At 65.9% G+C, this 14,367-nt stretch carries 10 protein-coding genes; 5 read left to right on the forward strand and 5 right to left on the reverse strand.

Going from position 1 to position 14,367, the window contains the following annotated elements:
- Positions 1-6: 6 nt before the first annotated feature.
- The 4 genes from rbbA to ABIC76_RS00925 are packed head-to-tail and all read right to left on the reverse strand — an operon-like array spanning position 7 to position 7,120.
- Positions 7-2,823 carry a ribosome-associated ATPase/putative transporter RbbA gene (rbbA, locus tag ABIC76_RS00910; protein WP_354532665.1) on the reverse strand — a complete coding sequence of 939 codons (2,817 nt, stop codon included), beginning with the start codon at positions 2,821-2,823 and terminating at the stop codon, positions 7-9.
- A complete protein-coding gene (locus tag ABIC76_RS00915; RefSeq protein WP_354532666.1) occupies positions 2,787-3,860 on the reverse strand; it encodes an HlyD family secretion protein in 1,074 nt (357 codons plus the stop codon). Before ABIC76_RS00915 ends, rbbA begins: the two co-directional genes overlap by 37 nt.
- The gene (locus ABIC76_RS00920; RefSeq protein WP_502947823.1) at positions 3,857-5,371 is read right to left on the reverse strand and encodes an efflux transporter outer membrane subunit; all 1,515 of its coding nucleotides are present in this window, start codon (positions 5,369-5,371) and stop codon (positions 3,857-3,859) included. The genes ABIC76_RS00915 and ABIC76_RS00920 overlap by 4 nt, the downstream gene beginning before the upstream one ends.
- The gene (locus tag ABIC76_RS00925; protein ID WP_354532667.1) at positions 5,372-7,120 is read right to left on the reverse strand and encodes a PHA/PHB synthase family protein; all 1,749 of its coding nucleotides are present in this window, start codon (positions 7,118-7,120) and stop codon (positions 5,372-5,374) included.
- Between the two features lie 681 nt (positions 7,121-7,801).
- Here ABIC76_RS00925 and ABIC76_RS00930 point away from each other — a divergent pair.
- The 5 genes from ABIC76_RS00930 (at position 7,802) to dbpA (ending at position 13,069) form a co-directional block, all read left to right on the forward strand.
- Entirely contained in the window at positions 7,802-8,671 is an 870-nt protein-coding gene (locus tag ABIC76_RS00930; protein WP_354532668.1) for a gluconate 2-dehydrogenase subunit 3 family protein, read from the forward strand.
- The gene (locus ABIC76_RS00935) at positions 8,668-10,434 is read left to right on the forward strand and encodes a GMC family oxidoreductase (RefSeq protein ID WP_354532669.1); all 1,767 of its coding nucleotides are present in this window, start codon (positions 8,668-8,670) and stop codon (positions 10,432-10,434) included. Before ABIC76_RS00930 ends, ABIC76_RS00935 begins: the two co-directional genes overlap by 4 nt.
- On the forward strand, positions 10,431-11,282 hold the full coding sequence (locus ABIC76_RS00940) for a c-type cytochrome (protein ID WP_354532670.1): 852 nt from the start codon (positions 10,431-10,433) through the stop codon (positions 11,280-11,282). The genes ABIC76_RS00935 and ABIC76_RS00940 overlap by 4 nt, the downstream gene beginning before the upstream one ends.
- 189 nt (positions 11,283-11,471) lie before the next feature.
- On the forward strand, positions 11,472-11,657 hold the full coding sequence (locus tag ABIC76_RS00945; RefSeq protein ID WP_009241699.1) for a hypothetical protein: 186 nt from the start codon (positions 11,472-11,474) through the stop codon (positions 11,655-11,657).
- A 14-nt stretch (positions 11,658-11,671) separates the two neighbouring features.
- Entirely contained in the window at positions 11,672-13,069 is a 1,398-nt protein-coding gene (gene dbpA / locus ABIC76_RS00950; protein WP_354532671.1) for an ATP-dependent RNA helicase DbpA, read from the forward strand.
- A gap of 25 nt (positions 13,070-13,094) precedes the next feature.
- Here the strand turns inward: dbpA and chrA are convergent, their stop codons facing one another.
- On the reverse strand, positions 13,095-14,330 hold the full coding sequence (chrA, locus tag ABIC76_RS00955) for a chromate efflux transporter (RefSeq protein ID WP_354532672.1): 1,236 nt from the start codon (positions 14,328-14,330) through the stop codon (positions 13,095-13,097).
- Positions 14,331-14,367 lie beyond the last annotated feature (37 nt).

A 14,367-nucleotide genomic window follows, 5' to 3' on the forward strand; every position in this document is an offset into this window, starting at 1 on the left:
ACTCTCCTACTGATCCTGCTTGCGAAGCATCAGCAACGTCGCGCCCAGAATGAATGGCACCGCCGCCAGCAGCGGCCAGAAGGCGCTGCCCAGCGCGCCCACATCCAGTGCCTTGCTGAACACGCCGCGGCTGATCGTCAGGAAATGCGTGGCCGGATAGACGCGCCCGATCACGGCACCTGCCCCTTCCAGTGACGACACCGGATTGAGCAGTCCGGCAAACTGCACGCACGGAATGATCGTGCCGATCATGGTGACGAACATGGCCGCGATCTGGCTTTGCGTGAAGGTCGACGCAAACAGCCCGAAACCCGTCGAACACGTCACGAAAATCAGCGCCCCCAGCGCGAGCGTCGCAAAGCTGCCCTTGATCGGCACACCGAACACCGTGACCGCCAGCAGCGCCAACAAAAAGAAGTTCAGCATGGCGAGCACAATGTACGGCGCTTGCTTGCCGAGCACGAATTCCGCCCGCGTAACCGGGGTGACATAGAAATTGATGATGGAGCCCAGTTCCTTTTCTCGCACCACCGACAACGCCGCCAGCATGGCGGGAATCATCATTAGCAGCATCGGAATCACGGCAGGCACCATGGCAGGCAGGCTTTTCACGTCAGGGTTGTAGCGATAGCGCGTTTCAACACTGCTGGGCGCCGCAAGGCGCACGCCCAGCCGGTGCACGGCGGCATCTGCCAGCCAGAGCTGGTGGATCGCCTGCACGTAACCGCGCACGGTTTCCGCGCGGGTGGGCATGGCGCCGTCCACCCAGGCACCAATCTGCACGGCCGTGCCGCGCTCCACGTCGCGCGCAAAGCCAGGCGGAATTTCAATCGCCAGCGACAACTCGCCGTTGCGCATGCGGCGGTCCAACTCAGCGTAGTCCCGAATCGGGGGTTTTTCGATGAAATAACGCGAGCCCGCCAGGTTGAGCGTGTAGTCGTGTGAAAGCACGGTCTGGTCGCGGTCGAGCACGGCGTAGGTCAGATTCTCCACATCAAGGCTGATGCCGTATCCGATGATGAACATGAGGATGGCCGTCCCCAGCAGGGCCAGCGTGGCGCGCACGCGGTCACGGCGCAGTTCCAGGGCCTCACGCAGCGAATAGCTCATCGCACGCGCCAGACTGAAGCGGCGCCCGGCCGACATGCCGGTAGGCGCAGGGGTTGGCGCCGCGCGCTCCGGCAGCGGCGCGGCAAACTCTGCGGCCCCCGCAGACGCTTCAGCCGCCTCCTGGAGATAGGCGATGAACGCTTGCTCCAGCGTCTCTGTACCCCGGGCACGCACCAGCGCCGCGGGCGCGTCGCTCACCAGCACACGTCCCGCATGCATGAGCGAGATGCGGTCGCATCGCTCGGCCTCGTTCATGAAATGCGTGGAGATGAAGATGGTCACGCGGTCCCGCCGCGCGAGGTCGATCATCAGGCGCCAGAACAGGTCGCGGGCGACCGGGTCCACGCCGGAGGTCGGCTCGTCCAGGATCAACAGCTCGGGCTTGTGCACCATCGCCACGGCCAGTGACAGGCGCTGCCGCATGCCCAGCGGCACGCTCTGGGGCAGGCTGTCGGCCACCTCCTGCAGCCCGAAGCGGATCAGCATCTCAGCCACACGCGACTGCACTTCCTGATCGGGCACCTGGAACAGGCGCGCATGCAGGACAAGGTTCTGGCGCACCGTCAACTCGCCATACAGCGAGAACGCCTGCGACATGTAGCCCACGCGGCGGCGTGTGTCGATGTCCTTCGGGTCGACCGGATGGCCGAACAGCCAGGCCTGCCCTTCGCTGGCAGGCAGCAGGCCGGTGAGCATTTTCATGGTGGTCGATTTGCCGCAGCCGTTGGAGCCGAGAAAACCGAAGATCTCTCCACGACGGATGCGGAAGTCGACGTGGTCGACGGCCACGAAGTCGCCGAAGCGCATGGTCAAGCCGCTCGCCTGCACAGCCACATCGTCTTCTGCACCGGCCACCAGGGGTGGCACCACCACGGCCTGATGGCCCTGCCGGCGCGTTGGCGGCAACAGCGCGATGAAGGCGGCCTCAAGCGAATCGGCGCCGGCGCGGCTGCGCAGCTCGGCCGGCGTGCCGGTGGCGAGCACCTGCCCGGCGTCCATGGCGACCAGCCAGTCGAAGCGCTCGGCCTCTTCCATGTATGCGGTGGCCACGATCACGCTCATGCCGGGTCGCGCGGCGCGAATACTGGCAATCAGGTCCCAGAACTGCCTGCGCGAAAGCGGGTCGACGCCCGTGGTCGGTTCATCGAGGATCAGCAGATCCGGGTCGTGGATCAGCGCGCAGCACAACGCCAGCTTCTGTTTCATGCCGCCCGAGAGCTTGCCTGCAGGCCGTGAGAGAAACGCCCGCAGGCCGGTGCTGGCCGTGAGTGCATCAATGCGGCGGCGGCGCTCCGCTGCATCGTGGCCGAACAGGCGCCCGAAAAACTGCAGGTTCTCTTCGATCGACAGCGTGGGATACAGGTTGCGCCCCAACCCTTGCGGCATGTAGGCGATGCGCGGCCCGACCGCGGCGCGCGCTCGGCGGTCGGCCATGTCGCTGCCCAGCACATGGACGGAGCCCTCCTGCAGAGCCCGGGCACCCGCCACCAGAGACAACAGGCTGGACTTGCCAACGCCGTCCGGGCCGATCAACCCGACCATGCACCCCGCGGGCAGGTCGAGCGTGACGCTATCCAGCGCGAGCGTCTTGCGGTAGCGCAAGCGCACGCCAGCCAGGCTGGCCACCGGCGCCGCCGGGCGCGCGTCAGGCGAGGCGCATGGGTCGGCAGAGGCAGTCACTGCGGAACCTTGATCGCCAGGCTGGCCGGCCATTCGCCTTGCGCGTCGAGCTTGAGCCACGCCACGCCGGGCAAGCCCGTCTTCACCAGCTTCAGGTGCTTGCGCAGCAGATCGCGATCGATCTGCGCCTTGACGCGGAACATCAGCTTCTGGCGCTCGCTGGCCGTTTCCACGGTCTTGGGCGTGAATTGCGCGGTGCTGGCGACAAAGGACACGCGCGCCGGAATCACGTATTGCGGCGCTGCGTCGAGCACGATACGCACCTCGCTGCCCATGGCGATGCGGCCCGCGTCGGTCTCCGGCACGAAGAAGGTCATGTAGACGTCGGACAGATCGACGAGATTGAGCAGCCGCCCGCCGCCGGCCAGGACCTCGCCGGGCTGGGCGATGCGGTATTGCACGCGGGCGTCGCGCGGCGCCGTCAGGGCGCTGTCGTCGATATCGGCCTTGATGCGCAGTACGGTGGCATCTGCCGCCTTGACGGTGGCGCCGGCGCCGGCCACCTGTGTACGCGCGGCCAATACGGCAGCCTGCGCCGCCTCAGCTTGCGCGCGGGCCGCCACCAGCGCGGCCTTGGCGCTGCGCACGCGGGCGCGGTCGTCGTCCAGTTCCTGCATCGACGATGCCCCTTCGTGCGACAGCGTCTCGGAACGCGCCAGGCGGCGCTGCGCGGCGTCGAGGTCGCTCTCACGCAGGGCGATTTGCGCGAGAGCCGCTTGCCTATCGGCTTCTCGCACGGCCACCTGCGCCTGTGCGCTCGCCACGGCAGAGACCGATTGCTGCTGCCGCGCGAGAGCCTCGTCGCGCTGAGCCTCGAGCGTCTGCACTTGCATGTGCGCAAGCGGCTGCCCTGCCATCACGAAGTCGCCCTCGTCCACCAGGATGTCCTGCACGCGGCCGGGGAGCTTGGTTGCCACGTCGATTTCGGTGGCTTCGATGCGGCCGTTGCCGCTCACAAAGCCCTTGCCGGGCCCCTCTTGCCTTAAAGCCTTCCACGCGAACGCCGCTCCGGCTACCACCAGGGCGGCCGCCAGCAGCGCAATCCATCGTTGTTGGGGAGTCGTCGTCATGGTGTTGTTCGGCCCGATACGCGCGGTGCCGGCGTCAGGCTCAGAGGATGGGGTTGCGGATCGGTTGCGGATTCGACGGCCTGCGTGCCCCCGCCCAGTGCCGCATACAGGCCAACGCGGCAGGAGAGAAGCGCCCGGCGCAGTTGCACCAGCTGCTGCTGCGCAGCCAGCAGATCGCGCTGGGCGTCGAGCACCTCCAGGAACGTTGATGCTCCAGCGTCGAAACGGAGTTGCGACAACCGCGCCCGTTCGGTCTGCGCTGCCAACGCGGCCTGTGCAATGTCGAGCTGTTCGGCCAACCACCTGCGTGCGGAGAGCGCGTCGGACACGTCCCGGAATGCGACCTGCACGGTCTTTTCGTAGGCGGCCACGGCCAGATCTCGGCGGGCCTCTGCCAGGTCGAGATTGCTGCGCAGCTTCCCACCTTCAAACAGCGGCAGGCTGATGCTCGGGGCAAACACCCAGGCGCGTGTGCCCGGTGCGAACAGATTGCCCAGTTCGGGGCCGACGGTGCCGTAAGCGCCCGTCAGCGCGACGCGGGGAAAGAACGCCGCCCGTGCCGCGCCGATGCTGGCGTGCGCGGCCCGCAGCCGGTGCTCCGCAGCTGCAATGTCCGGGCGCTGCGTCAGCAGATCGGAAGGCAGACCGGCGCGCAGCTCGGCCAGCATGTGGCGTTCGTCAAGCGGCTCGGCAACCGGTGGCAGGTTGAGGGGCTTGCCGACAAGCACGGCGAGGCCATGCGCCTGAACGTCGCGCGCCTGCCGCAGTTGCGTCAGCAGCGCCTGCGCCTGGGTCAGTAGTGTCTCGACCTGCGTTTGGTTCAACCGTGAAGTCGCCCCGACCGCCACCCGGCGCGAAAAGATGCGCAGGGTCTCGGTGCGGCTATCGACGGTCTGCTGCGCCAGCGCGAAGCGCTCGTCCAGTTCGCGCAGGACCAGGTAGCTGTCGGCCACCTGTGCGATCAACCCAAGCGCAACTGCGCGGCGCGCTGCGTCGGACGCTACGTAGTTCTCCAGTGCGGCGTCGTTGAGGTTGCGCACGCGCCCCCAGAAATCGATCTCCCAGCTCGAAATACCGGCCCCCACCTGGTACTGGGTGGCGCGCAGCGGCATGCCGAATGGGCTGACGTCCGCCGGAATGCTCACGCGGCTGATGCCGGCCTGCGCGTCGAGGTGCGGAAAAGACTCCGAGCGCTGGACGCCGAACGCGGCACGCGCCTCTTCCACGCGCAGCACGGCAGTGCGCAAGTCACGGTTGTTCTCCAGCGCTTGGGCGATCAGGGCCTGCAGGCGCGTGTCCGAAAAGTACGCCCGCCAGCCCGTGGCGGCGGCCGACAGGCCGTCCTTGCCGTCGTCGGTGTCGTAGTGCTGGGCTACAGGCAACGCGGGCGCCTCGTAAGGCGGCGCCATCGAGATGCAAGCCGACAGGGTCAGCACTGCGGCGGCCGCCATCGCCGCCGTGCGCGTGCCTGCGTACCTGCCGTCTTGCAGGCGTTGTTTCTCCACACGCATCTATTTCTCCAGCACGTAGGTGCCGGGCGCGTCGGCCAATGGCAGCGATCCTGGAACGCCCATCTTCGGCGGCTTCACCACTGCGGAGCCCGATGCATGTGCAACGAGCCATGCATGCCACGCCGGCCACCAAGAGCCGTCTGTGGCGGGTGCCGAGGCCAGCCAGTCATCCGGCGCCGCCGATGTCTCGCCTGCATGGCGTGTCTGCATCTGGAACCGTCGATGCGAGTTGGCCGGCGGGCTGACGATGCCGGCGTTATGGCCGCCGCTGGTCAACACGAACGTCAGCTCAGCCTCGGTCAGGTGATGCAGCTTGTAGACGGAGCGCCAGGGCGCCACGTGGTCGGTCAGCGTGCCCACCACGAAGATAGGCAAATCGATATCGTTGAGCGCCACCGGCTTGCCGTTGACAGGGTAGCGGCCCTCGCTCAGGTCGTCGTTCAGGAACAGGTGCCGCAGGTACTGGCTGTGCATGCGCGCGGGCATGCGCGTGGCATCGGCGTTCCAGGCCATCAGGTCATTCATGGGCGCGCGGTCGCCGAGCAGGTATTCGCCTACGAGGCGCGACCACAACAAGTCGTACGAGCGCAGCATCTGGAAGGCCCCGGCCATCTGGCTGGCGCGCAGATAGCCGGTCTGCTCCATCTGGGCTTCAAGCAGGCTGACCTGTGCCTCGTCGATGAACAGGCCCAGTTCGCCCGGCTCGCAGAAGTCTGTCTGCGCGGCAAAGAGCGTCATGGAAGCCAGTCGCGCATCGCCATCGCGCGCCATGGCAGCCGCAGCGATGGCCAGTAACGTGCCGCCGAGGCAGTAGCCGGCCGCATGTACGCGCTGGCCCGGCACGATGGCATTGACAGCATCGAGCGCGGCAAAGACGCCGAGCTTGAGGTAGTCATCCATGTCAAGGTCGCGATCGGCCTCGTCGGGGTTCTTCCAGGAGATGCAGAACACGGTATGACCCTGCTCGACCAGATAGCGGATCAGCGAGTTCTGCGGGGACAGATCCAGGATGTAGTACTTCATGATCCAGGCCGGCACGATCAGGATGGGCACGGCCTGGACCTTGCTTGTGGCTGGCGTGTACTGGATCAGCTCGATCAGGCGGTTGCGCAAGACCACCTTGCCGGGCGTGATGGCCACGTCGCGGCCCACCATAAAGCGTTCGGTACCGGCAGCGGGTGCGCCGCTCATGGAGCGCTCCAGATCGTCAAGCGCATTGAGCGCGCCGCGCACGAGATTGGCACCGTGTTGCTCGAAGGTCCGGCGCAGGACAATCGGGTTGGTCGCCAATTGGTTGCCCGGCGACATCATGTCGAGCCACTGTCGCGCAGCAAAGGCGACCACGTCCTCGTGATGCTTGGCGACACCCCACACGCCGCGCGTGGCCGCCTCCCACAATTGTTCTGTCAACAGAAAAGCCTGATGCAGCAGGTTGAACGGCCACAAGCGCCATTCGTCGGCAGAGAAACGGCGGTCGCGGGCCGGCGGCTGGACGCAAAGACACGCGTTCTGAGGGCCGGCCGCCATGCAGTCTCGGATGTAACCCTCGAGTTGTTGGGCTTGCGTCAGCGCCAAGCGGTACAGATCCAGCTGCTTGCCGGGAGAGGCGGCCAGATGCAGCGCCCAGTCGAGCAACGCCAGTTGCATCGATGCAAGCGACAGCGAATTGGAGGCGCGGGCAAGCGCAGCGTGAAACGGTAGGTCGATCTGCTCTGCAGTCGGCGGAGACGGCACGGGGGCGGTGCGCATGGTCGGGGCGTCAAACGATTGCGAAATATGCAATCCATTAGATGCCAGGGGCTAAGGCCCGGACTTGACGCACCTCAAACCGGGACAAGAGGGCCGACTCTAGGTGGTTTCACAGAAACGACATCTGTGCCCTCGATCTTCGAGACAAACGGGAGCCGTTGCCCGCCCTCTCGCAGGCTCCCCAAGGCCTGATAGCTGCAGTCGCTACCGACGCACAGGCTCCCCCCGCATATCAGCCGACCCGCCCGAACCTGCGGCAGCACCGGTTCCCGGCAACCCATCGCTGCCGCCGGAGCCTCGCGATCCTGCAGCCGTAGCGGCGGCATCGGAGGTAGACGCTTTCGGCGCGGATGCAGCCTGTGCACCGGGACGCCGAGGCACATTCCTGGTCGCCTTCCGTTGGACCACGGCTCGTCCATCCGGCGACGTCGAATGCGTCTGGGCTGGCTGGGCGAACGACAAGCCGCTTCCCAGTCCGAACAGAAACAGCAGCCCTGCTGCCGCGTTCATCTGCACTGTCCTCACGCGTTCCATGCTGAGCCTCCGTCGTCTTCCGTGTTGGAAAGCAGCGGACATGCCACCGGCTTCGGCCCGCAGTCACGATTCTTGCTGCCCGGCTTGCTCTTCTGCGCGCTTTTGCGCTGCGTCTCCACCGCGAAGCCCCCAGACACGGAGTGTCCTATGCACGACGACTTCAAGCCGGCCCGACGCCGTTTGCTCAAGGCCCTGGGGATGACGCTGCCTGCCTCGACCACCGTATTTGCCGTGGCGCAAAGCCCGCCGGCGCGCACATCGGCGCCCCCGCCTGGAATGACGAGCGCGCCGCATCCCACGGCCGCCGCAGGCGCAAGCGCACCCGAACCCGTCAGTCTTTTCTTCAATGCCGATGAAAAAGCGGCCGTCGATGCGATCGTTGCACGGCTGATTCCGGCAGACGAACTCGGACCCGGTGCGAAAGAGGCTGGCGTCACGGTGTTTCTGGATCGACAACTGGCGGGCAGTTTCGGCAACGGCGCGAACTTCTATCGCCATGGCCCCTTCCAGACAGGCACACCGGAACAGGGCTATCAGCTGGCGCTGACACCGGCGGAATGCTACCGCCTCGGGCTGGCGGCATTGGACCGCGTCTGTGCAAACCGTTATGGCGGAAAGCGATTCGCCCAGCTCGATGCAGCAACGCAGGATGCGGTGCTCAGCGACGCTGAAGCCGGCAAGCTTGAGATGGACGCCGTGCCAAGCGCGGTGTTCTTCCAGATGCTGTTGGACGGCGCTGTCGAGGGCTATTTCTCCGACCCGCTCTACGGCGGCAATCGCGACATGGTGGGCTGGAAGCTCGTCGGTTTTCCGGGTGCGATGGCCAGTTTTGCCAATGACATCGAGCGCCACAACCAGCCCTACACGCGCGCACCTGTTTCGATTGCCACGGCACACCCGCACGACATGGCGTCAGCACCACCGCGCTCGGAGGCACAACCGATTGCGTTCATGGCGCTGGCAAGCAACGAGGTGTGCCGCAGCCGCACGGGTACCGGCAACGGAGGCGGCGAATGAAGACATTGCCTCCCGTGGATGCCGTCATCATCGGCGGCGGCTGGACCGGCGCCATCATCGGCAAGGAGTTGGCGGCCCATGGCTCGCGTGTGGTGGTGATGGAGCGTGGGCAGCCCCGCTGGCCGTCACCCGATTTCCAGGCGCCGGCAATCCACGACGAACTGAAATACACGCGCCGGCATGCGCTGCACCAGGACACGTCGACCGAGACCTTCACCTTCCGCAACCGCAGCGACCAGGTGGCCTTGCCGATGCGCCGCTGGCAGTTCGCCTATCCGGCCACGCATCTGGGCGGCGCCGGCAACCACTGGTCCGGCGCCTATTACCGATTCGACCCAACCGACCTCAAGCTGCGCAGCCACTATCGCCAGCGCTATGGCGATCGCATCTTCGACGCCAACCTCACCGCCCAGGACTGGCCCCTCACCTACGACGAGCTGGAACCGTATTACGACCGCTTCGACTACCTGATCGGTGCGTCGGGTTTTGCCGGCAACCTGAAGGGGCAGTTGCAGCCGGGTGGCAACCCCTTCGAGCCGTGGCGCTCGCGCCCATATCCGAATCCGCCGATGAAGGTGCCGTTTGCATCGGCATTGTTTGGCACGGCTGCAGCATCAATGGGATACCACCCCTATATCCAGCCCTCTGCGCTGTGCACGCGCCCCTACGTGAACACCGAGGGGCTGCCGATGAATGCATGCGTGTATTGCGGCTTTTGCTCCAACTTTGGGTGCGAACATTTTGCGAAGGCGTCCCCGCAAATCTGCGTGCTGCCGGCCGCGCTCAAGCTCAACACGTTTGAGCTGCGCACGAACGCCCACGTGCTGAAGGTCGAGCTGGACGAAGCGCGCAAGCATGCGCGGGGCGTGACCTATGTCGACGCGACGGGCCAGCAGTTCTTTCAGCCCGCAGAGATGGTGGTGCTGTGCGCGTTCAGCGTTCAGAACGTGCGGCTGCTGCTTCTATCCGGCATCGGCAAGCCTTACGACGCCGCCACGGGCCAGGGCGTTGTGGGTCGCAATTACACGCACCAGACAACGTCCGGCGTGAACCTGTTCTTCGACGAGAAGACGTGGCTCAACCCCTTCATGGGCGCCGGTGCCGCGGCGGTAACGATCGACGATTTCAGCGCCGACAACTTCGACCACGGGCCGCATGGCTTCGTGGGCGGCGGCTACATCCAGATCCAGGTGGTAAGCGGCGCGCCCATCGGATACCACCCGACACCGCACGGCACCCCGCAGTGGGGCAGCGCCTGGAAGCGTGCCGTGAAGCGCTATTACAACCATTCCGCCTCGATCACGATCACCGGCTCGGCCATGCCGACGCGCGGCGGCTATCTCGACCTGGACCCGACGTACCGCGACGTCTACGGCCTGCCGTTGCTGCGCATCACCTACGACTTTCCTGACAACGACATCCGCATGTCGGCCTTCCTCACCGACCGTGGAAACGCCATCGGCAAGGCCATGCAAGGTGTGGTGGCAACCGAGCCTGGCCCCCGCAAGCGGCCATACACGGCGACGAGCTATCAGTCGACACACCTCACCGGAGGCGCCGCGATCGGCGACGATCCGGCCACCAGTGTCGTCAACCGCTTCGGGCAATGTTGGGATGTGCCGAACGTGTTCGTGACGGGGGCCAGCCTCTTCCCGCAAAACTCCAACTACAACCCCACCGGTACGGTCGGTGCCACCGCGTACTGGATTGCCGACGCCATCAACGCGCGCTATCTGAAATCCCCGGGGAAGGGGCTGGTATGACCGAAGACCGCCCGCCCTCGCGCCGCCTGCCGGTCGTTTTATGGCTGCTGCCGTTGCTCGGCATTGCGTTGCCGATCGGCGCCGTCTTTTATGACATGTTGTCGGATCGGGGCATCCCGTCATTCCGCAGACCAAGCCAGGCGGAAAACCGTGCGAAACCGCCAGGCAACGTGGCGGAAGCCGGGACGGCGGTCAGGCGCGCCACCGATTTCATCCCCAAGCCGACAGCGTGGTCCGCCCTGCTGGCAAAGGCGCCGCAAGAAGACCCTGCGCGTGGGCGGGTCCTTGTCACGCAGGGCAGTGGCGCCGTGCCGCCCGCATGCGCAATCTGCCACGGTGCGAAGTCCGTGGCGCCGCAACCGTTTCCTGCACTGGAGGGATTGCCGGCCGAGTACATCGTCAAGCAACTGCTCGACTACCGCAGTGGCGCGCGGCAATCGTCCGTCATGCAACCGGTCGCGCGCGAGTTGTCGGACAGCGATATCACCGCAGTCGCGCGGTACTACGCGACGCAAGCACGGCCGGCCACCGCAGCGTTGCCCACGGATGGGGCCGCCGCGAGCCTGCATTGGTCCGGCGACAACGCGCGTGCCCTGCCCGCCTGCGCAGACTGCCACGGCGCCTCCGGACGCGGCGGCGGCCCCGTCTTGCCGCCGCTGACGGGGCAACCCAAGGGCATGGTCGCTGCGCAGCTCAATGCGTTTCGCTCCGGCACGCGCGCCAACGACGACGACGGCGTCATGCGTGCGTTTGCCCGCCGCCTGACCGCTGCCGAGATCGAAGGCCTCGACAACTTCTATGCAGCAGCTTCCGCCCCGCAGGGCGGCGTCCGCAAGCCAGCGCAGTAGAAATCGACCTGCCACATCCCGTTCAGATGAGACGGAGCCGCTACTTGCCCCAAGGCGGGGCGTTTCCGTGGTACAACCGGCGCCAGCGTCTCATTCACTTCTTGCATTCAGGTTGGCATCGGCGCACTTACGGCCCGATTCCCCTTGCCTCGCGCTGAGGCACAACGACACCTCCATTTAGAGAAAACCGTGTTCACTTGCATCAACCAGAGCTGCGGCACGCAGTGGCAGCTTTCCGACGTCGTCATCAAAGACGAGGGCCAAGGGCCGCTCTTCCGCTGTGCGCTATGCGGCGCGCGCAACTATCTCAAACGCGTCGAAACCAAAGACGGCCGGGTCATCTACAAGCAAATCGAAGGCAAGCCGCTCAAGTGATCCAACGCAACGACATGACCATCGAACCGACCGCCGCGCCTTTCAGCACCCTGGCGCTTCCCCCTGCCGTGCTCGCCAACCTTGCGCAGCTTGGCTACACCGACATGACGCCGATCCAGGCCGCAAGCCTGCCGATCGCTCTTGCCGGTCACGACCTGATCGCGCAGGCAAAAACGGGCAGCGGCAAAACCGCAGCGTTTGCGCTGGCCCTGCTTGCACGGCTCGACGCGCGCAGCTTCGACGTGCAGGCGATGGTGCTGTGCCCTACGCGCGAGCTTGCCGACCAGGTTGCGCAGGAGGTGCGTCGCCTGGCGCGCGCCGAAGAAAACGTGAAGGTGCTGACGCTGTGCGGCGGCACACCGATGCGCCCGCAGGCGGCAAGCTTGGAGCACGGCGCGCACGTCATCGTCGGCACGCCGGGCCGCATCATGGACCATCTGGAGCGCGGCAATCTCGCGCTCGGTGCGCTGAAGACGCTCGTGCTGGACGAAGCCGACCGCATGCTCGACATGGGCTTCTTCGATGACATTGCGACGGTCGTGCGCCAATGCCCGACCGACCGGCAAACGCTGCTGTTCTCGGCAACGTACCCGGAAGGCATTGCGAAGCTGAGCCAGCGGATTCTGCGCAACCCGAAAGAAGTAAAACTCCAAGAGCGCCACGACGACAGCAAAATTCGCCAGCGCTTTTACGAGGTAGCCGACAGCCAGCGGCTGCATGCGGTCGGGCTGCTGCTCAAGCACTATCGGCCCGTCAGCACGCTCGCGTTCTGCAACACGAAGCAGCAATGCCGCGACCTGCTCGACGTGTTGCGCGCGCAGGGCATTCACGCGCTTGCGCTGCATGGCGAACTCGAGCAGCGCGAACGCGACCAGGTATTGATCCAGTTTGCGAACCGCAGTTGCTCGGTGCTGGTTGCGACCGACGTTGCCGCGCGAGGGCTCGATATCGCCCAGCTTGAAGCGGTGATCAACGTTGACGTGACGCCCGATCCCGAAGTGCATGTGCATCGGATTGGCCGCACAGGCCGCGCCGATGAGAACGGCTGGGCGCTGAGCCTCGCCAGCATGGACGAGATGGGGCGCGTCGGCAATATCGAAGAGGCGATGGGCCGCGAGGTCGAATGGCACAAGCTCGACGAGCTTGATACCGGCAACGATGCGCCTTTGTTGCCGCCTATGGAAACGCTGCAGATTCTGGGCGGGCGCAAGGAGAAGATCCGCCCCGGCGATGTGCTCGGCGCCTTGACCGGCGATGCTGGCTTTCGCGGCGACCAGATCGGCAAGATCAACGTGACGGAATTCTCGACCTACGTCGCGGTCGAGCGCGGCATCGCACGCGACGCGCTGCGCAAGCTCAACGCCGGCACGGTGAAGGGCAAGAAGGTCAGGGTCCGGCTGATGGAGGAGTGACGCTCTGCCCTGCGCCGCGTGCGACTCAACCCAGCATGGCAGCGGCAACACCCGCCGCCGCACACAACGCCACCACGATCAGCGGTGGCGTTTTCCATCGTGTCAGCAGCAGGAACCCGATCACCGCGACGGCAACATCGCGCCATGACCGCACGGCGCTCGTCCAGACCGGCGTATAAAGGGCAAACGCCAGCAATCCCACCACGGCCGCATTCACACCCGCCAGCAGCGCTGCCATGGACGGGCGCGCGCGCAATGCCTGCCAATAAGGCAATGCCGCGACGACCAACAGCAGGCCCGGCAGAAAAATACCCACCGTGGCGAGCGCGGCGCCAGCCCAGTGATTGAGCCCCGGTGCGATCGTCCAACCGAGGAAAGCAGCAAAGGTGAATAGCGGCCCGGGCACGGCCTGCGCGGCACCGTAGCCGGCCAGAAAATCGTTCGACGCGACCCAACCGGTTGCGACCGTCTGCTGCTCCAGCAGCGGAAGCACGACATGACCACCCCCGAAAACCAACGCGCCCGAACGATAGAACGCATCGAACACCTTCGCGGGCATCCACGGATAAAGGTCCGCGGCAACCGGGAGCCCGAACAGCAGCGCGCAAAACAGCACGAGGCTCGCGATGCTGGCCAAGTGAGACACGCGGAATGCGCCGCCCTGCCCTGCCTTCAAGCCAGCCGGCGCCGGACGGGCCGATCGGCACAGCAACAGCCCCAGCACGGCGCCCAGCGCAATCACGACCAGTTGCGCGTAGACGGTCGTCAACGCACCAAGCACGGCAATGCTGATCACCGCAATGCCCGCGCGTTGCCAGTCGGGACAGAGCTTGCGCGCCATGTCCCACACGGCCTGCGCCACTACCGCAACGGCAACGAGCTTCAAACCGTGGATCAGGCCTGCGCCGACCGGGCCGCCCAGGCTTGGCGCGAGCATGGCAAAAGCCAGCAGCAACAGGACGGAAGGCAGCGTAAAGCCGCACCATGCCGCCAAACCGCCGCGCCATCCGGCCCGGAGCAAGCCGACGGAAAACCCCACCTGGCTGCTGGCCGGCCCCGGCAGAAACTGGCAGAGCCCGACCAGGTCGGTGAATGTGGCGTCGTCGAGCCAACGACGGCGCTCCACGAACTCGCGGCGGAAGTAGCCGATATGCGCGACAGGGCCACCGAAGCTCGTGAGCCCCAGCTTGAGAAAGACCGCCAGCACTTCCATGGCAGAGCCCGCTTGATGTGTACGGGACGGTGTGGCGGAAGCGGTCATCGGGGCGGGATATCGATGTTCGGGAAGCGCGTATTAG

It is taken from the genome of Ralstonia sp. 1138 (assembly GCF_040544795.1).
GTDB classification, from domain to species: Bacteria; Pseudomonadota; Gammaproteobacteria; order Burkholderiales; family Burkholderiaceae; genus Ralstonia; species Ralstonia flatus.

Bases quoted from the DNA above. Each gene is read 5' to 3' on its own strand.
- rbbA (WP_354532665.1), bottom strand. From the start codon at position 2,823: ATGGCCGGCCAGCCTGGCGATCAAGGTTCCGCAGTGACTGCCTCTGCC.
- ABIC76_RS00915 (WP_354532666.1), bottom strand. From the start codon at position 3,860: ATGACGACGACTCCCCAACAACGATGGATTGCGCTGCTGGCGGCCGCC.
- ABIC76_RS00920 (WP_502947823.1), bottom strand. From the start codon at position 5,371: ATGCGTGTGGAGAAACAACGCCTGCAAGACGGCAGGTACGCAGGCACG.
- ABIC76_RS00925 (WP_354532667.1), bottom strand. From the start codon at position 7,120: ATGCGCACCGCCCCCGTGCCGTCTCCGCCGACTGCAGAGCAGATCGAC.
- ABIC76_RS00930 (WP_354532668.1), top strand. From the start codon at position 7,802: ATGCACGACGACTTCAAGCCGGCCCGACGCCGTTTGCTCAAGGCCCTG.
- ABIC76_RS00935 (WP_354532669.1), top strand. From the start codon at position 8,668: ATGAAGACATTGCCTCCCGTGGATGCCGTCATCATCGGCGGCGGCTGG.
- ABIC76_RS00940 (WP_354532670.1), top strand. From the start codon at position 10,431: ATGACCGAAGACCGCCCGCCCTCGCGCCGCCTGCCGGTCGTTTTATGG.
- dbpA (WP_354532671.1), top strand. From the start codon at position 11,672: ATGACCATCGAACCGACCGCCGCGCCTTTCAGCACCCTGGCGCTTCCC.
- chrA (WP_354532672.1), bottom strand. From the start codon at position 14,330: ATGACCGCTTCCGCCACACCGTCCCGTACACATCAAGCGGGCTCTGCC.